The 20,867-nt window shown below is 25.1% G+C and carries 15 protein-coding genes; 13 read left to right on the top strand and 2 right to left on the bottom strand.

The features are described 5' to 3' along the window. The first annotated feature begins 241 nt into the window (after nucleotides 1-241). From T324_RS0114915 to T324_RS0114855, 13 genes are all read left to right on the top strand, one after another. On the top strand, nucleotides 242-2,728 hold the full coding sequence (locus T324_RS0114915) for a dynamin family protein (protein WP_028330991.1): 2,487 nt from the start codon (nucleotides 242-244) through the stop codon (nucleotides 2,726-2,728). 11 nt (nucleotides 2,729-2,739) lie between these two features. Next, complete coding sequence (locus T324_RS0114910) at nucleotides 2,740-3,381, top strand: hypothetical protein (RefSeq protein ID WP_028330990.1); 642 nt, start codon at nucleotides 2,740-2,742, stop codon at nucleotides 3,379-3,381. After that, nucleotides 3,378-5,156 carry a dynamin family protein gene (locus tag T324_RS0114905; RefSeq protein WP_028330989.1) on the top strand — a complete coding sequence of 593 codons (1,779 nt, stop codon included), beginning with the start codon at nucleotides 3,378-3,380 and terminating at the stop codon, nucleotides 5,154-5,156. The genes T324_RS0114910 and T324_RS0114905 overlap by 4 nt, the downstream gene beginning before the upstream one ends. A 1-nt stretch (nucleotide 5,157) precedes the next feature. Further along, on the top strand, nucleotides 5,158-6,942 hold the full coding sequence (locus T324_RS0114900; RefSeq protein WP_028330988.1) for a dynamin family protein: 1,785 nt from the start codon (nucleotides 5,158-5,160) through the stop codon (nucleotides 6,940-6,942). A gap of 5 nt (nucleotides 6,943-6,947) precedes the next feature. Beyond that, entirely contained in the window at nucleotides 6,948-7,388 is a 441-nt protein-coding gene (locus tag T324_RS0114895) for a hypothetical protein (protein ID WP_028330987.1), read from the top strand. A 29-nt stretch (nucleotides 7,389-7,417) separates the two neighbouring features. After that, nucleotides 7,418-7,735, top strand: coding sequence for a hypothetical protein (locus T324_RS0114890; RefSeq protein ID WP_028330986.1), 318 nt, complete (start codon nucleotides 7,418-7,420; stop codon nucleotides 7,733-7,735). A 62-nt stretch (nucleotides 7,736-7,797) separates the two neighbouring features. Continuing rightward, on the top strand, nucleotides 7,798-8,781 hold the full coding sequence (locus tag T324_RS0114885; RefSeq protein WP_028330985.1) for a biotin--[acetyl-CoA-carboxylase] ligase: 984 nt from the start codon (nucleotides 7,798-7,800) through the stop codon (nucleotides 8,779-8,781). Between the two features lie 14 nt (nucleotides 8,782-8,795). Continuing rightward, nucleotides 8,796-9,797: a biotin synthase BioB gene (bioB, locus tag T324_RS0114880; RefSeq protein WP_028330984.1), complete on the top strand. Its 1,002-nt coding sequence runs from the start codon at nucleotides 8,796-8,798 to the stop codon at nucleotides 9,795-9,797. 36 nt (nucleotides 9,798-9,833) lie between these two features. Further along, a complete protein-coding gene (gene bioD, locus T324_RS0114875) occupies nucleotides 9,834-10,505 on the top strand; it encodes a dethiobiotin synthase (protein WP_028330983.1) in 672 nt (223 codons plus the stop codon). A gap of 28 nt (nucleotides 10,506-10,533) precedes the next feature. Continuing rightward, nucleotides 10,534-11,880, top strand: coding sequence for an adenosylmethionine--8-amino-7-oxononanoate transaminase (bioA, locus tag T324_RS0114870; RefSeq protein ID WP_028330982.1), 1,347 nt, complete (start codon nucleotides 10,534-10,536; stop codon nucleotides 11,878-11,880). A gap of 108 nt (nucleotides 11,881-11,988) precedes the next feature. Then, nucleotides 11,989-13,593, top strand: coding sequence for a peptide ABC transporter substrate-binding protein (locus tag T324_RS0114865; protein ID WP_028330981.1), 1,605 nt, complete (start codon nucleotides 11,989-11,991; stop codon nucleotides 13,591-13,593). Nucleotides 13,594-13,719: 126 nt separating this feature from the next. Next, complete coding sequence (locus tag T324_RS0114860; RefSeq protein ID WP_051436868.1) at nucleotides 13,720-15,621, top strand: DUF262 domain-containing protein; 1,902 nt, start codon at nucleotides 13,720-13,722, stop codon at nucleotides 15,619-15,621. Continuing rightward, nucleotides 15,618-18,218: a DUF262 domain-containing protein gene (locus T324_RS0114855; RefSeq protein ID WP_084548681.1), complete on the top strand. Its 2,601-nt coding sequence runs from the start codon at nucleotides 15,618-15,620 to the stop codon at nucleotides 18,216-18,218. Before T324_RS0114860 ends, T324_RS0114855 begins: the two co-directional genes overlap by 4 nt. Nucleotides 18,219-18,300: 82 nt before the next feature. Here the strand turns inward: T324_RS0114855 and trxB are convergent, their stop codons facing one another. Next, nucleotides 18,301-19,239, bottom strand: a complete 939-nt coding sequence (gene trxB / locus T324_RS0114850; RefSeq protein ID WP_028330978.1) for a thioredoxin-disulfide reductase — start codon at nucleotides 19,237-19,239, stop codon at nucleotides 18,301-18,303. A gap of 81 nt (nucleotides 19,240-19,320) precedes the next feature. Beyond that, entirely contained in the window at nucleotides 19,321-20,787 is a 1,467-nt protein-coding gene (locus T324_RS0114845; RefSeq protein WP_028330977.1) for an AlbA family DNA-binding domain-containing protein, read from the bottom strand. Between the last annotated feature and the right edge of the window lie 80 nt (nucleotides 20,788-20,867).

Below are 20,867 nucleotides of genomic sequence, written 5' to 3'. Positions count from 1 at the left end.
AAATTTGATTTTTAGTATTAAAATAATACATTAATTGTTATTTTATTGATATTTGTAAAATTAAAAACTAATTAATGGTATAATATTAATACACTTTATTTTGAATCTTGTATATAATCTATACTGTTTATATCTAAATTTACAAGCAATGAATATATTATATACATATAGATTTGATTTTTAATGTACAATTACATATAAAAAAGTTGATTATATTTTTTTTTATGATATAATCTAATACATGTCTACTGCATTAGAATTAATAAATAATATAATTCCAATTTTATCAAAAAATACAAATGTTAAAAAAAGGTATAATGAAGATATTGTTTGGCTTGAAAATAGAAAAGAAAAATGGCGAAATAATAGGGTAAGAGTAGGTATTATTGGTATTACAAGCAGCGGAAAATCTACTCTTATTAATGCAATAATGGGAAAACAAATACTTTCTACAGCTGTAGTACCAAATTCAAGCAGTATAACAAGTTGTTTTTATGGGAATAATGAAAAGTTAATCATATATTTTAATGATGGAAGAAAAAAAGAATATGATAATGTATTACCTAAGAATATCTTACAATATAATGATGAACGATATAATGAAAATAATAAAAACAGAGTAGAATTCCTTGAAATATATACACCATATTTTAGTTTAGATAAAGATATAGAATTAATAGACAGTCCTGGATTAGAAGCGTACGGCTTAGAATATCATGAGGAACTTACATTAGATACTTTACTTCCTACAATAGATATATGTATATACGTAACAACTACAAAAACAAATAGTGATGATAAAACTAGAGAAATTATAAATAAAATTGCTTCAAGAAACATTCCTATTGTTATAGTACAAAATATGCTTGATTCTGTGCTCCCTAATATAGAAGGTACAAAAAGTGCTGATGAAGTTGCTTTGGAACATAAAAATAGACTTATAAGAATAATTAACAATAGTAATATAAATGATAAACAGTCTGTAGTTATATGCCAATTATCTTCTATCCTTATATTAAGAAAAAAAACAGAAAACATAAATATTGAAAAAAAGTATGAAGATAGATTTGATGAATTCGTTTCTAATGTTAATAAATTGGTTAATGATAAAAAACCTAATATAGATGAAGAAAGAATAGATAGTATAATTAGTAAATTTGATTTATTAATATCAGATGAGAAAAAAAGGTTAAGCGGAATTAATTATAATATCAAATTTCAATATGAAGGTTACGATTCTAAAATTAATAAAGCTAAAGAAGATTTTGATAATAACATAGAAAAGTTATTTAATTTATTTAGTTATGATTCATTAAATAGTAACAATACAGCTAATAAAAATAATAGTAGTTCTTCTAGCTTTTTAGGCATATTTTTTAATGCTTTATCTGAAATGACAAATGTTAGTTTAAACTCTGGGAATATAGAAGATAAAGTAAAAAAAACTAAAGAGATGGCACATAATTTTGAAAAAGGTATAACAGAAACTATTAAAAATTATTATAATTTCTTGATAAATATATCAAAAGAATTAAATATACCTCCTAGAGATATAACTTTCAGTCAAGTTAATGTATCACAGTATAATTTAGAAGTACAAAAAGATAAAAAACCAGTAAAAAGATGGAGAGACAAACCTGGATTTTTTGCTGGAGTAGCAAGATTTTTTGATTGGGGTAATAATAATTGGGGAAAAGAAGAAATAACAGAATATGAAACAGAAATAAATAAGGAAGCAACCGAGAAAAATATAAAAGAATATATACAAAGGATAAAAAGTATATATTCAAAAACTATAGAAGAATATTATAATCAATTTTCATTTATAACAGGTCAATTTGATTTAGCATTGGAAAGAGAAAGAAGAAGTTATGAAGATAAACAAAAAAACTTATTAAGTCAAAAAGAAACAAAATCTATAATAGAAGAACTAGATAATTTACTTCGTGGTTATAGAAGTCTAAAAAAACATAACAATATCAACAAATCAAAAAAAGAAGAAACAACGAAAGATAATAATATATCATTAGAAGAAATAGAAATTGATGACTATATATATAATTTCTCTTTATTATCTGAATACATTATATATAGCTTTAATGATGAAGTAATGAAAAACTTATTAAATCATTTAAAAATATATAAAGCAAATGATATGATAATAGGTTGGGATAGTCAATCTATAAGTTTATTTATAAAAAGATTTTTTAATAAAATAGTAGAAATTAATGATAAAATGAAAAATTATGTTTCTTCTATATTAAAAGATTCACCTTTTTCATTAAACCTTTTATATAGTCCTAATGAAATTAATATAAGTTTTAATAGATATAATAATATTTATTTAATGCTTAATGCTCAAATAGGATTTAATAAAAAACAAATTAAAGATATAAAATTGCTTGATAAATTATCAAATAGTAATTTTTTATTTTTAGTTATAGAAGACTTTGAACAGCTTATAAATAGTAATAGTTTTACAGAAATGCTTTCATCTATTTTAGATTTCAAAGAAGAAATAGAAAAAATTACTAATTGTAAATCTATTATAATTATTAATAGTGAAAACCCTATATATAATTTATCATTTATAGAACATCAATTAAAACCATGTAAAAACCTTCAAGATGAGATAAAACTTATAGGAGAAATAGAAAAAGAATATAGTATTTTTTTAGATAAAAATGTTTCTGATAATATAGCAAATATATTAAGAATAAGAAAATAAGGAGTTATGTTATGATACTTAGAGCAGATAATACTGCTAAGAAATTAATGGAAGATATAAAAAGAAATATTTCAAGTGATATATTAGAAAAAATAGAAAATCAAAAAGCTGTTCTAGAGAATATTAGAGAGAATATTTCAAATTTATCATTTGAAGATGAGTTAAATAAATTAGATAGAAAATTAGAAAATATAAAAGAAACTTTGGAAGAAGCCTTTGAAGAAGCAAATAAAAATATAAAAGATATATTGAATAAAGCAAGCAATGAACTTTCCAAAAATGATTTAGAAGAAAATAAAAATTACTTAGAAAATTGTATTACTAAATCTAAAGAAGATATAGCAAATGGTATTAATACAGAATTAAACAATATTAAAGATATGGAAAATACTATTAATACAGAATTAAATAATATAAGAGAAGATATTAACAGTAAAATAGATTCAAATAAAGAACTTATAGAAAATGTAAAAATAGAATTAACTTCAAATATAGAAAATAGAATACAAAAGCTAGAAACCGATATATCATACATTAAAGATTGTATGGAAAAATCAAAAGAGGAATATAGTCTAAAGATTAAAGAATTTGAAGAAACTTTAGAGTATTTATCTTTACCATTTTATAAACGTTTATTTGGGAGAAAAAAATGAATATAGTATTAGAAGATAAATTAATAAATATATTAGATTTTTATTCTAAAGAAAATAAATTAGGTACAAAACTTCTTGAAATAAAGAACAAAATTTCTAACAATAGAGAAGATATAGTTCCAGTACTTGGTATGCAGGGAATGGGAAAAAGTACATTAATTAATTCCATACTTGCTGAAAACATACTTCCTAATGAAGCAGATGAAACTACTTGCGTACCTGTGGAAGTAAAATATGGTGAAGATAAAAAAGCAGAAGTTTATTTTTTTGATTCTGATAAGATTGAAATAGTACATACTATGGATGAATTAAAAGAGTATGTTGATAATAATTATAATCATGGCAATGAAAAAAATGTTGAAAAAATAGTTCTTTTTAGACCGCTTGAAATATTAAAAAATGGACTTGTTATAGTTGATTTGCCGGGGGTTGGAAGTTTAACTAAAAACAATGAAAAGACTACAAAAAAATATATAGAAAATTTATCATGTGCTTTATTTGTTATACCTACATCACCAACTATAAGAAGGCATGAAGAAGTATTTATAAGATCTATATGGGAGATATTTACAAATGTTATCTTTGTACAAAATGAATTTGGAGAGAACAAAAGAGAGATAGAAGAAGCTATAGATTATAATACAAAAATTTTAAAGTCTATAGCTGAAAAAATAAAAACAGAGTTTAAAGAAGATATTATGGTTGTAAATGCTTATAAGGCAGCTTATGGAAGAATATATAAAGACGAGGAAAAAATTAAATCATCTAATATCGAAGTATTATTAAAAAAATTAGAAAACTTTGCGCATGATAATAAAATAAAATCTGAAGAAATTTTTAATATAAGATTAAATAATTATATTAAATCTGCTGTAGATTCTATTAAAGATTTAATAGAAGCTGTTAATGGCAGTAATGAACAATTAAAAGAAAAATTAGAAGAAAATGAAAATAAGTTTAAAAAACAGAATATAGAAATAGAAGAAAAGGTAGAAAGCATTATAAATTATTTAAATAATGCAAAAAAATCTATACGTAATTTTGCTGAAAATATATCAGTTGAATATTTTGGTAAATTTAGATCTCAAATGCATAATATTATAGATCAAGGAGTTGTAGATGGTCCTAATCTATCACAATCATTTGAAGATTATCAAAGAGATTATTATTCTGAGATATCAAATGCTGTATTAGATGAGTTTACAAGTATTAGATTCGAAATTGAAAAACAGATTTTAGAGTTATCGGATATCATAAACAATGAAGATTATAAACTTTCATTTAATAATATGAGTTTTAGTAAACCTCAATCATTCAAATGGGAAAAAGGATTAGATGTCGGTATAAAAATAGGAGGAAGTGTAGGCGGAGTATTTGCAGGAATGGCAATAGGTGGTGCTATTGGAGGACCTTTAGGTGCTGCAGTAGGATTATTGGCAGGTACTGCTATAAGTTTAATATCTGCATTTATTGGTTCTAAATCTAGAAAAGCAATTTTAGCACAAAGAGCTAGTGAAGTAAAAGATGAATTAGAAGATTATTTCAAAGAATTCAAAGACGGCATAAAAAATAATATAACAGGTAATTTTAATAATATGCATACTGCTATTATAAAATCTCTAGAGGATTATGTTGATGATAGAAAAAAAGAATTTAAAGAGATGAAAAGAGAGAATGAAGAACTTATAAAAAAAGACTTCAAACAAGAATATGATTTAAATAAGCTACAAGAAGATCTTAACTATTTACAATCATTAAATGCCAAGGAGAAATAATATGCAAGAATTAGTAAAAAAAATGGAATTGGTATATTCTCTATGTAATAATATAAATGACAGCAGATTAATAGTTCTTGCCAAATTCCTAAAGAACAGAATAGATAATCCGGATAGTTTCGTTGTATTTTTAGGAGAAACAAGCAGCGGAAAATCTAGTATTTTAAATGGATTAATGCAGGAAAATATTTTGTATGTAAGTTCATCTCCTTCTACAGGAAGCATCATAGAAATATTATCAGACAATGAAGCAAAAGAAAAATCATACTATGCCATCAATAAAGATGCAACAATGGAAATTATAGATAAAGAAACTTTTGATGAGCTTGCTAAAAATCCAGATAAAGAATTAGAAAGATTAAGACTTCAAACTAATATTAAAGATTATAATTTTAATGGTTTAAGGCTTTTTGATACGCCTGGTTATAATTCTATAGTTTCTGAACATGAAGAAGTATTAAAAGAATTTTTACCAAATAGTGATGTAGTTATATATGTTGTAAATTATAAAATAGGAATACAGGAAAATGACTTTACTTTTCTAAATTTTTTAAAAGAACTTTTAGGAAATGATGTAGATGTGTCAATAGTTATTAATAGAGTACCAGAGGGAAGAACAGCAGAAGATAATCGTATAAAAGAAATATTAAGATATGGTAAAGACATACTAAATTATGAACCTAAATATTTTATAATCAATGCTATACAAACAGAAGACTATCCTCTTCCTCAATCTTGTGAATTATGGAAGTATATAGAAGAAAAAATACATTCTCAAGAAAGACAGGAAGCTTTAAAAAATAATTTTAATAATTTTATTTTAGATTTATTTTACCAATGTGAAGTTGAAGTAAATAAAAGATATCAAAGTATTAAATTAAATAGAGAACAAAAAGAAGCTATAAAAAAAGAAATTGAAGAATTCAAAAACAAGAAATCTAAAGCTATTGAAATGATAGATAGCACATTTGACAGAGTTATTAATAATGTTAAGAAAAAACTTCAAGATGTTATTCCTGTAGTAAATTCAAAAATATGTTCTTCTATAGATGCTGAAGACAGAATGCTTAAAGATGAGACTATAGCTTATGTTAATAGTCATTTACTTCCATTTACAATAAAACAGGAAGTATCTGAAGTTCAAAGATATATTTCAATAGAACTTGAAGATTTGGATAAGCAGTTAGAAAATTATTTAAACACTGTAATAAATCAATTTGTTGGTAAAATAGAAATAATATTTTCATCTTTTATGGATAAAGCACAGATTAATATTGCACAAAAACTTGGAGAAAAAATACTTAATCAAGGATTATTAGGTTATTTTGCTAAATACGGCGGTGCCGGAAAAGCTGCTGCAGGTGTTGCAAATGCTGCTTCTCATTTATTAAAGAAAATAGGAGAAATTTTTGGAAAAACTTTCTCAAAATCTACGCATAATGCTTTAAAACAATTCCTATCAAAAATAGGAGCTACATCTACAAAGGCAATAGGTGCTGCTGCTGCTGTTGTAATTGAATTAGCTTCTATGATTATCGATTATGCTACTTGGAAATCTAAATTAAAAGGAAAAGTTAAAGATGGTGTTGAAAAATGGTATGAAGAGGCTAAGCCTGCAATAATTAAAGATCTTGAAAAACTTAGGGAAGAGAATAAAAAAAATATTACAGAAATTTTTGATAATTTTTCTAGTCAATATGAATATGAAGAAGAAATTCCTAATGAAAAAGAAACTATGGAATTACTTGATAATGTAGAAAGAATTAAAAATGAAATAGGAGCATAAAAATTATGGGAGATTTTGAATTAAAAAAAAGCACAAGAAGCATAAAAAAAATTGATGATGCTATTAATCCTGAAATAGTAAAAGATAATAATAGTGTTGCATTTAAAGGACAAAATGCAGATAAATTAATTAATGCTGCTGCTGATAATTTTGACTCTATACTTCAAATAGCTTCAGATATAGTATCAATACAAAAAATTAAAGCACAATCTGAAGCAATAGTTAGAGAATTAGATGCTAAAGGTAATTATTTAATAAAAGAAGCCCAAGCTTATGTTGCCAAAAAAGAAGCTGATACTAATCAAACTATAAAAAAAATGGAAGTGGTTAGATTAATGATGAAAGACTTTTACGAGCATGCCCCTTCAAATATTACTGGAGATGAATTCTCTAAAATAATTATTCAATTTATAGATAAAATTGACAAATTCGATAAAGCAGATTAAATGTTAAATATTATAAATGGAAATTATTGATGGCTGACATTATAATTAATGATATTATAAATATATTTATGGCAAAAGCTAAAGATGAAGCGTATAAGGAAGCTATGGAAAATATTAAAGCTTCATATCAAAGGCTTATGGAAATAGAAACGCAATGCCGAAGGGAAAAAGCTTCTGCCTTGATAAAAGCAATGGCAAAAATGGATTTTGAAATAAAAAAATTTGAAGATATGTATAAAAAACTGGATAATGTATTCAATGATGATGCTAAAGAAAAAATAAATGAGTTTATAATTCAATATAAATTGAAAAAAAAACAATTATTATTAGAAAAAAAGAAAATATAATAATTGTAAACCTTTTATGTTTTTATGGTTGACAATTATTTAATATATGTTATTCTACTTCTATGAGTAGAAATATAAAAGAAGATATAATATCCATATTAGAATCAAATAAAGGTCTTTATATATCTGGTGAAAAATTGGCAAATAGCTTGAATGTAAGCCGTGCTGCAGTTTGGAAATCAATAAAATCTCTTAAAAATGAAGGTTATGACATTAAAGCAGTATCTAATAAAGGATATGTAATGTCAATAGACACAGATATTTTATCATCAAAAATCATAAAAAATAACATGTCTAAATATGATGATAAGTTTAATTTTATTATATATAAAACAGTTGAATCTACAAATATTATAGCTAGAGGACTTGCAATAAAAGGAGCAGAAAGCGGAACAGTTGTATTATCAGAAGAGCAGACAAGCGGATACGGAAGAAATGGAAAATCTTTTTTCTCTCCTTATGGTACAGGAATATATATGAGTATCATACTCAATCTAAAAAAAGAGAAAAAAATTTTTAACAGTTCATTTATCACTACTGCTGCGGCTATGGCTGTGTCAAAGTCTATAGAAGAAATTTCAAATGAAAACACACAGATAAAATGGATTAATGATGTATTTATAAATGATAAAAAAGTATGCGGAATACTTACAGAAGGAGCTTTTAGTTTTGAAGACGGAAAATTAGAATATGCTGTTATAGGAATAGGTATTAATGTTAATTTTCCTAAAAATGGTTTTCCTGAAGAGATTAATAATATAGCTGTTTCAATTAATAATACAGAAAATCACAAAGATATAAGAAATATTTTGATAGCTAAAATATTAGAAAAAATGTATGAATACTATTTTAATAATGCAGCATTTTATGATGAATATAAAAAACGTTCTTTTTTAATAGGAAAAAAAGTTTTGCTTAATATACATAATGAAGAACATATAGTAAAGGTTCTCGATATAGATAAAACTTTTGCTCTTGTAGCAGAATTTCAAGACGGTAAAATTGATAGAATTATATCAGGAAGTATAAATCATAGATTATCATAAATAGGAGGTTTAAAATGAACAATATAGATTTAATCATAAAAAAAGAAATATCATTAGAAGAATTAATACAGAAAATAATAAAAGGATTTGATATAACAAAAGAAGAAGCTATGCAATTAATAGAAGCACCATTGGATAATTTATGTTTTATAGCTAATGGAATAAGAAAATATTTTTGTTCTAATACATTTGATATGTGCTCTATAATAAATGCTAAAAGCGGAAAATGCTCAGAAAACTGTAAATTCTGTGCCCAGTCATCTCATTATGATACAAAATGCGAAGAGTATGATATTTTAAATAAAGAAAAAATATTAGAACAGGGGAAAAGTGATTTTGATAAAGGTGTTTTGAGATATTCTATAGTAACATCAGGAAGAGCTTTATACGGAAAAGAAATTGATGAAATATACGATACTGTTGAAACTCTTAATAAAGAAACTGACGGATATATATGTGCCTCTTTAGGTTTGCTTGATGAGGAAGGATTTAGTAAAATGAAAAAAGCAGGACTTAAAAGAGTTCATAATAATTTAGAAGCCTCAAGAAATTTTTTCCCTAAAGTATGCACTACTCATACTTATGATGATAAAATAAAAGCTATAAAAAGAGCTCAAAAAGCAGGAATGGTTGTATGCAGCGGCGGTATTATGGGAATGGGTGAAACTTGGGAAGACAGAATAGATATGGCAATAGAACTTAGAGAGCTTGGAATAATGTCAATACCTGTGAATATGCTTAATCCTATAGCAAACACTCCTTTTGAAAACATAGAGCCTCTTAGTGAAGATGATATGAGAAGAATAATCGCAATATTTAGATTTATTAATCCTAAAGCATTCATAAGACTTGCAGGCGGAAGAGGACTTTTAAAAGACAAAGGAAAATCATGCTTTTTATCTGGAGCTAATGCAGCTATAACAGGAGATATGCTCACAACTGCCGGCATTTCAATAGAAACAGATAAAAAAATGGTTGAAGAATTAGGTTACAAAATACAATTAAAAGAAGACTAATTTATAATAAAGATTAATTTATTAGGAAATATTAATATGGCTAAAGCTATTTTTATAACAGCAACAGGTACAGATATAGGCAAAACTTATGTATCAGGCTTAATCGCAAAACATATGAAAGATAAAGGATTAAATATAGGATATTATAAAGCAGCATTAAGCGGAAGTAATGATATAACAGACAGTGATGCTTGGTATGTAAAACAAAAAGCTGATTTATCAGATTCTTATGATGAAATGGTATCATATACTTATAAGCATGCATATTCCCCTCATTTGGCAGCACAAATTGAGGGTAACCCTCCAGATATAGAGTTTATAAAAAATGCTTATAAAAAAATATACAATAAACATGATTATATGATAGTAGAAGGAAGCGGCGGTATAATATGCCCTATTCGCTATGATAATAATCAAAAAATATTTTTAGAAGATATTATAAAAGAATTAAATATTCCTTCTCTTATAATTGCAGATGCAGGACTTGGTACAATTAATTCTGCTGTTTTAACTATAGAATATATGAGAAGTAAAAATTTAAAAATAAATGGTTTGATATTAAACAGATTTGAAACAGCAAATGAAATGCATAATGATAATAAAAAAATGATAGAAGAGATGACAGGAGTAAAAGTAATAGGTATTGTTGTAGATGGTGTTTTGCAATTAGATCAAAAAAATCAAAATATAGAAACTCTTTTTGAATAATATTTTTTATTTAAATAAAGGAATCATTATGACATTAGAAGAAAAGGATTTAAAATATATTTGGCATCCTTGCTCACAGATGAAAGATTATGAGGAACTTCCTCCAATCATTATAGATAGAGGCAAAGGAATTTATTTATACGATAAAGATGGAAAAGAGTATATTGATATTGTAAGTTCTTGGTGGTGCAATCTTCTTGGTCATTGCAATGAAAAAATAAATGCAAATATTAAAGCACAGCTTGACAAACTTGAACATGTTATATTTGCAAACTTTTCACATAATGGAGCTATTGAATTATGCGAAGAGCTTATAAAAATAATTCCAAAAGGATTAACTAAATTCAATTTTTCTGATAATGGTTCTTCATCTGTAGAAGCGGCATTAAAAATGGCTTTTCAATATCATCATCAAACAGGCAATACTAAAAAAATAAAATTTATGTGCTTTACAGACGGTTATCATGGTGAAACTATAGGGGCATTATCAGTTGGAAGTTTGGACCTGTATGCAAAAATATACAAACCAATGTTAATGGATACTATACATATAGAAGCTCCTGACTGCTACAGATGCAAATACAATCAAAACAGAGAAAATTGCAAATGCGAATGTTTTGAAGATGCTGAAAAAAAGTTTGAAAAATACGGAGAGGAAACTTGTGCTGTGATAGTAGAGCCTTTACTTCAGGCTAGTGCAGGAATGAGAATATATCCTCCGCTATACTTAAAAAAATTAAGAGAGCTTTGCGATAAATACGATGTAGTTTTTATAGTTGATGAGATAGCTACAAATTTTGGACGCACAGGAAAGATGTTTGCATGCGATCATGCCAATATCACACCAGATATAATGTGTATTTCAAAAGGACTCACAGGCGGATATATGCCTATGGCAATAACAATAACAACAGACAAAATATACAATGCTTTTTATGCTGACTATAATGAAGGAAAGGCATTCATGCACAGTCATACTTATAGCGGAAATCCTTTAGGCTGTTCTGCTGCTTTGGCTGTACAAAAAGTTTTAAGAGAAGATGATATTATAAACAAGGCACAAGTAAGAGCAAAATATTTAAATAATAAATTAAAAGAAAAATTACTTAATCACCCAAATATAGGAGAGATTAGAAACATAGGGCTTATAAATGCCATTGAATTAGTTACTGATAAAAATACAAAAGAAGGATTTGACTCAAAACTTAGAATGGGTTATCAAATATATAAAAAGGCACTTCAAAGAGGACTTTTATTAAGACCTTTGGGAAATGTTATTTATTTTAATCCTCCTTTGATAATTAATGAAGAAGAAATAGATAAGGCTATTGATTTATGTATATCTTCTATAAATGATATACTAAATACTAATTAAAAAATTATAATGAAAATTTATTTAATCCTATAATCTTATTAGGAACAAAAATATATTATAACAATAATATAAGTGTAATTTTTATAAATTAATGCAAAGGAAAAACAAATGTTAAAAAAAATAATTACTGCTGGTTTATTAATGCTATTAATTGTATTCGTATCTTGTTCTAAAAAAGAAATAATTACAAATAATGAAATTGTTATAAATCTTGCTCCGGAACCTCTGACTATGGATCCAACTTTAAACACTGATAATCTCACTATGATATATATTCTTCATGCTTTTGAAGGGCTTACAAAAAAAGATGCCAGCAATAAAATAATAGGAGGAGCTGCTGAAAGCTGGGATATTAATAGAGAAGGAAATATTTACACTTTTCATTTGAGAACCAATGCGAAATGGAACGATGGAAAAGAAGTTAAAGCACAGGACTTTGTTTATACTTGGAGGAGAGCCGTTGATCCTAAAACTGCCAATAAATACAGCTATTATTTTGAAGTGATAAAAAATGCCAAAGAAGTTATAAGCGGCGAAAAAACTATAGAAGAACTTGGAGTAAAAGCAATAGATGATTATACATTTGAAGTAGAATTAAATAGCCCTACAGCATACTTTTTAGAGTTGGCTGCTTATCCTCCTTTTTATCCTGTTCGTGAAGATATAATAAATGAATATAATGATAAATGGACTCTAAAACCTGAAACATATATAGGAAACGGGGCTTTTAAAATGACTGAAAGAAATTTCGATAAGAGCATAATACTAGAAAGAAATACCAACTATTGGAACAATGAAAATATAAAGCCTAATAAATTAACTTTTCTTTTGATGGAAGAGCCTAATACTTCTCTTGCTGGTGTGCTTAATAATTCAATTCATTTTGCAAAGCCTTTTCCTAGAAACGATATTGAAAGCCTAAAGCAAAAAGGAATAGTTCATATTGTACCAGTAGCTGCATCATATTATTACAGATTTAATTTAGATAATAAAGAAGCATTGAAAGACAGCAGAGTAAGACGTGCATTATCCTTAGCCATTGATAGAGAATATATTGTAAACTCTATTACAAAATGCGGAGAAAAACCTGCTGGAAGTTTAGTACCTTATGGTATTAATGATATAGACGGAGATTTCAGAACTAAAGCAGGAGAGTATATAATATCTTCCAACTATCAGAAAAACATAGAAGAAGCAAAAAAATTATTATCTCAAGCAGGATACAAAAACGGAAGAAATTTTCCTGTAATTGATTTGCTTATAGCTACAAGAGAGTTTGATATAAATATTGCTGATGCTGTTCAGAGTATGCTTAAAGAGAATTTAAACATAGATGTAAGAATAGTTAAGCATGAATGGGCTTCTTATCTACAAAACATGTATGACAGAAATTTCGATTTAGCTGTTTATTTATGGTATGCAGATTATAATGATCCTATAAACTTTTTAAATATTTTTAAAAGTGATGCTCCAAACAATTATGGTTCATATTCAAATAGTGCCTTTGATGAATATATAGACATAGCATCTACCAACAAAAATAATCAAATAAGAATGCATGCTCTTCATTTAGCAGAAAATATTTTTATGAATGACAATGCTATAATGCCAATATATTTTTATTCTGAAGCTTTGCTTGTTTCACCTAGATTAAAAGGTGTAGAATATGATTCGCAAGGTTTATATAGATTTTTTAATGCTTATTTAGAGTAATAAATAATTAATACTTCAATAAAAATCATATATAACCCTTAATATATAAAAACGAAATTTTGCGACAGTTTTTGTCGTAAAAATGTGTTATACTATATGGCATATATTTAGTTTTAAGGATTATATATGACAGAAACAACTAATCAAGAAAATAATGAATCTGTAAAAATGTGCTCTATAGGAGAGTTATTAAATTATAATTTCGTTATACCTAGTTATCAGCGAGGGTATAGATGGGATGAAATACAGGTAAACGATTTGCTCAACGATATTTATGAGTTTCATCAAAATAATAATGAAGGCTTTTATTGTCTTCAGCCTCTTGTATTAAAAGAGGCATCAGATGAAAAAATATTAGATGAATTAGAACTTAAAGATAAAAATAATGTATACGAAGTTATAGACGGGCAGCAGAGATTAACTACAATTTATTTAATATTAAAATATTTAAAAAATATACATGATAATAATATAAATATATACACTTTAACATATAGTACAAGAACAGATTCTAAAACATTTTTGGAAAAAACATTAACAGATAAAGAATTATCCGAAAAAGAAAAAGAACAATGTATAAAACATATTGATTTTGAATATATCTATAATGCATATCATACAATAATAGAATGGTTTGAAAGCAATAAAGAAAATAAGTGTAAAAAAGATGAAAACAAAAGCATAGAAGAAATCATAAAATATATTCTATTGGATGGAAAAAAAGTACAATTTATATGGTATGAACCTAAACCTAGTGATAATACTAATGCTATAGAAATTTTTACAAGAATAAATATAGGAAAAATTCCTCTTACTAATTCTGAACTTATTAAAGCTTTATTTTTACAGAAAGCTAATTTCGTACATGATGAAAATTTTGATGAAGCTTTATATGAACATGCTCAAATAGAAATTGCAAGCGAATGGGATTATATAGAAAATACGTTGCAATATGATAGATTTTGGGGATTCATTAATAATGATATGAATAAAAAATATAATAGGATAGACTATATTTTTGAAATAGTTTCAGATAAATTATTAGAAAAAGATAAACAAGATAAAAAAATATCTGAAGAAAATTTAAAAGAAATAGGAGAAGATGGTTATAAAACATTTAGATATTTTTACAAAAAGTGGAAAGACAATGAAAAAAAATGTCTTTTATTGCAAGATACTTGGAAAGAAATAAGATACTGTTTTTATGCTATGAATAAATGGTATCATGATTTAACTCTTTATCATTATATTGGATATATAATATACTTTAGTAATAAAAAAGTGGAAAGATTTTATAATATATATAATTTATATACTGATAATATGCGAGATCAATTTATAAAAGAATTGAAAGAAATTATCAAAAACAAAATTATTAATGATATAGATATCAGTGAAATCAATTACGAAGATAAAATTAAAATAAGAAAAATCCTTCTATTGTATAATATAGAATATATGTTAAAAAATCAATCATCAAATGCTAAATTTCCTTTTGATTTATTCAAAGAAAAAAGTTGGGATATTGAACATATAGATCCTAGAACTACAAATAATCTTATAAAAAAAGAAGATAAAAAAGATTGGTTAAATATTGTCATGGAAGATTATAAAGAGAATATTGATGATAATATTGAATCAGATATAAAAAAATATTTAGATGATGATAATAAAAATTTTGAAGAATTATATACTATGATAGTAAAACATTTATTCAATAATGAAGATTATAAAGATGATAAAAAAATTAATCGGGATAATTTATATAATTTAACATTATTAGATAGCCATACAAATAGAAGTTACGGTAATTCATTTTTTAAATCAAAAAGAAAAAAGATTATAGAAGAAGATAAAAAGGGAAATTTTATACCTATATGTACAAAGAATATATTTTTAAAATATTTTAATCCTAATGCTTCAACAATATATAAATATACAATAGATGATGCAGAAACATATGAAACAGATATATGTGAAACATTAAAAGAATTTTTACCTAAGTTATCTGATAAGGAGAATTTATGATGATGAATGAGAAATTAAGTTTAAGAAATTTTTTTAAAAAATATTCCAGAATAGAAATACCAAAGATACAAAGAGATTATGCTCAGGGCAGAGAAAATGAAAGCGAAGTGGCTGACAGATTTTTAAATAAAATATTTGAATGTTTAAAAGAAGATAATAAAAAATTAGAATTAGATTTTATATACGGCTCTGTAGATAAAAATAATGTAGTTTATTTATTAGACGGACAGCAGAGAGTTACAACTTTATTCCTGCTTTATTGGTATATAGCATTAAGAGAGGATAGATTTAATGAAGAAATAAAAGAATGTTTTAAAAAATTTACTTATTCTACAAGAGTATCATCAAGAGAGTTTTGTAAAAATATAATAAATAATATAGAAAAAATAAAAAAATATTATGATAATAAAATAGTAGAAAATAAGAAAGTAGAATTATCCAATATAATAACAGACTTTTATTGGTTTACAAATGAAAATGACCCTACTATAAAAGCTATGCTTAATATGATAGATAAAATAGATGAAAAATATAATGAAATTACGAAAGATAATAATTCTATTAAGTTATTTGATAATTTAGAAAAAATACAGTTTTATTTTTTACCTTTGGAAGATTTTAAATTAACAGATGAAATTTATTTGAAAATGAATGCCAGAGGAAAGCCTTTAACAAGTTTTGAAAATTTTAAAGCATTATTGGAAGATTTTTTTAAAGATAAAATTAACAACGATATATTACAGCAATATAAAATAAAAATAGATACTTCTTGGGTTAATTTTATTTGGACATTAACTAATGATTATAAAAAAGTTGATTCTTTATTTATGAAACTATTTAGTTTTATTTTTGAAATGATTTATTATTCTCAAATAGAAATTGTTGAAGATACTAGAAAACTACAAATAGAAAAATCCAATTTAGAATTTTTTGAATTATTTTTCAGCCATATAGGTGATGAAAAAAAAGAATATATAAAAAAATTAAAAGCAAATCCCATAGAAAATGAATTGGATAAAAAAACAGCTTTAAAAAATAATATAGAATTTATTATTAATATATTTGATATACTTTCAGAACTTGGAAAAGATAATTTGAATATCTTATTTAATAAAATATTTTACTATAGTGAATCAGAAAATAATAATGAAGATAAATATGAAAAAATTTCTACATTTTATGATAATTTAAATGTATTTTATGATGATAATGATGATAATTTATTTGAATTTACAAATAGCATAGGAAAAAGTATTTTAATATTTGCTATATTTAAAATACTTAATTATGAATATTTAAAAAATGAGAAAAATATAAAAGATATAAATAATATAAGAAATAAATACTTTAATAAATTAAGACTCATAAGAAATTTATTATATAATACTTATAATCTATATGATAACATTTATTATCAAATGAAATTAATTGATAAAATTATTACTGAAGATGAATTTGAAGTAATAAATACACAATTATCTAATAAAGACAGCATAAAAAATACTTTGTTTACAAAAGATTTGGTAAACTCCGAAAAAAATAAATTAGATAAATTAAAAAAAAACAATGAAAATATTAATAAAAATATTTATGCCTGCGAAAATAATATATTTTTGCAAGGTAATATTGATTTCTTATTAGGCAATATAGATAATGAAAATATAGTTGATGTAGTAAATTATATTTTTACTAAAGATGGCTTTAATAATGAAAATGGAAATTATTTAATACATAGGGCTATGCTTTCTTTTATTGATATAGAAAATATAATGAAAGGGTGTAAAGAATATAAATATAAATATCATATATATACGGAATACATATTCAAAAATTATAAACTATGGGATAATAGAAAAAATGATAAAGAAAGATTTATTAATTTTATAAAGACTATATCTAAAAAAATAAATGATAAAAATATAGAAGATAGTATAAAAGAAAATTGTCAGAATATAATTGATAACACAGAAAATTATATAAAAAAGGATGAAAATGATTTTAGATATTTATTAATAAAAGATGCTACTTATGGGAATGACAATATAACAAATTTATTTCATTATATATCTGGTACAATAAAATGGAAAGGAAACAGAGGTTATTATTTATATTACAATGGAACTAAACAAAGTATTTTAGATATACCATTAACAACTAAAGTTCATACAATGTTTCATCAATTTTTACAAAAACATACAGACTTTAAATTATATTATTTTGATGGCTCTAATAATCCTAAAATTGAAGAATCAAGAATATTAAAATATTCAAATAATGAATTTTTATATTGTTATGAATGGATTACTTTAGCTAAAGAAATAGAAATAGCAGATGAAACAGTTTTAGTTGGATTTACTACTGATGGTTATTGTATTGAATGCGGTATAAGAAAATATGATTTTAATGTATCTGAAAAGAAAATTAATGAAATCAATAAGAAAATTAATAATGATATTTTATGCAAGTTAAATCAATATCGTAATGATAGTGGAGCATATTATTATTGGAAATATTTAGATACTTGTAATGATAAAATTTTAGATGATGAATATAAAAAAATATTAAAATCTGTTATAGACGCTTTTTCTACAAAATAAATAATAATTAATTTATTGTTTAAATAAAAGAGCTTAACTTAATTAAAAGTTAAACTCTTTTTTGTTTTTTATAAAATTAAAATTAAGCCTTGTTTAAATAATGAGTTACGCTCATAGCAGCAACTGCACCTTCTCCAACAGCATTAGCAACCTGACGTACTGGTTTTAATATAGAATCTCCGCAAGCAAATACGCCTTCAATGTTAGTTTCCATTGTAGACATGTTTGTGACTATATGTCCAGTTTCTTTTAATTCTAAGCCAGTGTCTTTTAAGAAATGAGTTGCAGGCTCCTGACCTACGAATACAAATACACCGTCTACAGGCTGATCATGTACAGAACCATCTAATACATTTTTTATTTTTATGCTATTAACTTTACCATCTCCGCAAATCTCATCTATTACAGAATCAAGTACATATTCTACTTTTCCAGTATCTGTTAAATGTTTTACGTTGATAGGCTCAGCTCTGAATTCTTTTCTTCTGTGAACTAAATATATTTTATTAACGAATCTAGTAAGGAAATAAGATTCATCAAAAGCACTGTTTCCACCGCCAACTACAGCAACGGTTTTATTTCTGTAGAAAGCACCGTCACAAGTAGCACAATAAGAAACACCTTTTCCTGCAAATTTTTCCTCACCATTAGCACCTAATTTTTTAGCAAAACCGCCCATAGCAAGTATTATTGTTTTTGTTTCATAAGTTTTACCATCAGCAGTAATTACTTTTTTGATTTTATCTTTAATATTTTCTACTTTTATAACCTCATCATAAACTATAGGGTTTTTAGAGAACTTTTCAGCATGCTGCTGCATTCTAGCTACAAGCTCAAAAGCACTCATTTCTTCAGGGAAACCTAAGTAATTTTCAACAGTATCAGTGCTCATCATCTGTCCGCCAACACCTTTTTTTTCTATTAAAAGGGAATTAGTTAAAGCTCTTCCTAAATATAACATAGCAGAAAGTCCAGCAGGTCCTCCTCCTATTATAATACTATCATATACATTTTCAGACATAGAAACACTCCTTTAATTATTAGTAATAATTATTATATAATATTGACTATAAATAGTCAAGTTAGATATATAAAACATTTTTTATTTAAAATGTTTTTTTACATAAGCTATTATTTCACTGGCATTTGCTAATTCTCTAGATGAGTTTCCAACACGAATATAGAATTTTTCTTCTTTAGCACCCTGTTTATTTGTAATTTTAGTATAAACAGGTTCTCTTCCTTTACTAATGTATACAATACAAATATCTTTTCCGTCTTCAACAATAAAGTCTATTCTAATACCTTCAGCTGAGAAAGCATTTCCATAATAAGTTTCTATTAATGTTCTTAAATGCAGTTCAAAGAAATCCTTATTGGCATGCTTTAATGTAGAATAATCATGTTCAAGTCCTAGAATCTCACCATCATTTGAAATACCTATAAATAATCTTCCGCCTTCTGTATTACTGAACGCCGCAATAGATTTCATAATAACTTCTTCTAAAGCTTTATTAATTTTTTCTGTATTACTGTCATACCTTAAAGAAGATTTAAACTCTACATTTGTATTTTCACCTGCCTCAATAATCTTCTTTATATCCATATGATTTCTTCTTAAATCTTCTATTATTCTAATATAGTGTATAGCAAGTACAACTATTAATACAATAGTTACAATTACAAATACAATTAAAAATAATACTATAGGCACTTGTATTTTATTGATTAATGCTTTTTCAGGTATAATAATTCCAATTTCTATATTATTATTTGCAACAGAAAAAGTTCCTTTATAACCCCAATAATTATTGTCTTTATATGAAACTTTCATCATATCTTCATTTGTTCCATTAAACTCCTCAGTCATAATATCAGCTATAGCTACATAATCCAAATTATTTATTTTATTATTGGTGTTAGAAGAATATGATACTGGAAATGTAATTTTACTGTTTCCTGTAACCAAATATGCATATATATCATCAATATCTTTAAGTTCAACTTCATTGAAATTTACATTGAATTGAGATATGTATTCAAATGCTATATTTTCATTTGCTATGTATATTAAATGTATATAAGGTTTTCCGTCTTTTATATAAAATGAATCTATGCTTAACTGTTCAAAAGGTACAGAAGAATAGTTATGACTATTACTGTTGGTTACAATATGTCCTACTACCTTATATCCATTTCCTTCTTTAGTTATTGACATATAATTATTACCCACTTGCATAGCAGCTTTTTCTATGAAGGTATGTTTTGGGAAAAAATTAGTTATAAGAATTCTATATGCTTCTGGAGCTTGATTAACTATATCAAATATAGGAGTCATTTGCATGGAGAAGTAATATGTAGGATAAAATATCTTGGAGTATTCTTCTACTATTGATGTTTTCACATCCTGAAAAAGAGATTTAAATATAAATTTTATTGGTACCGGACTTCTCATTTGAACATATACCAAAAATACTATGGAAAAGAACATTATTGCTATTAGTATATCTCTTAATATTCTATTCTTGAGCTCAGATTTAGATAAGAATCTGCCAGATACGATTTTCATACTATATCCATTTTATACCTATATTGTGGATTCTAATAATAACATATATATTATATATTATCAACCTAAGTTAATAAAAA

It is taken from the genome of Brachyspira alvinipulli ATCC 51933, assembly GCF_000518245.1.
Lineage (GTDB): Bacteria > Spirochaetota > Brachyspiria > Brachyspirales > Brachyspiraceae > Brachyspira > Brachyspira alvinipulli.
Note: the sequence above shows the minus strand (reverse complement) of the source record. Positions and strands in the feature narration are given on the sequence as shown.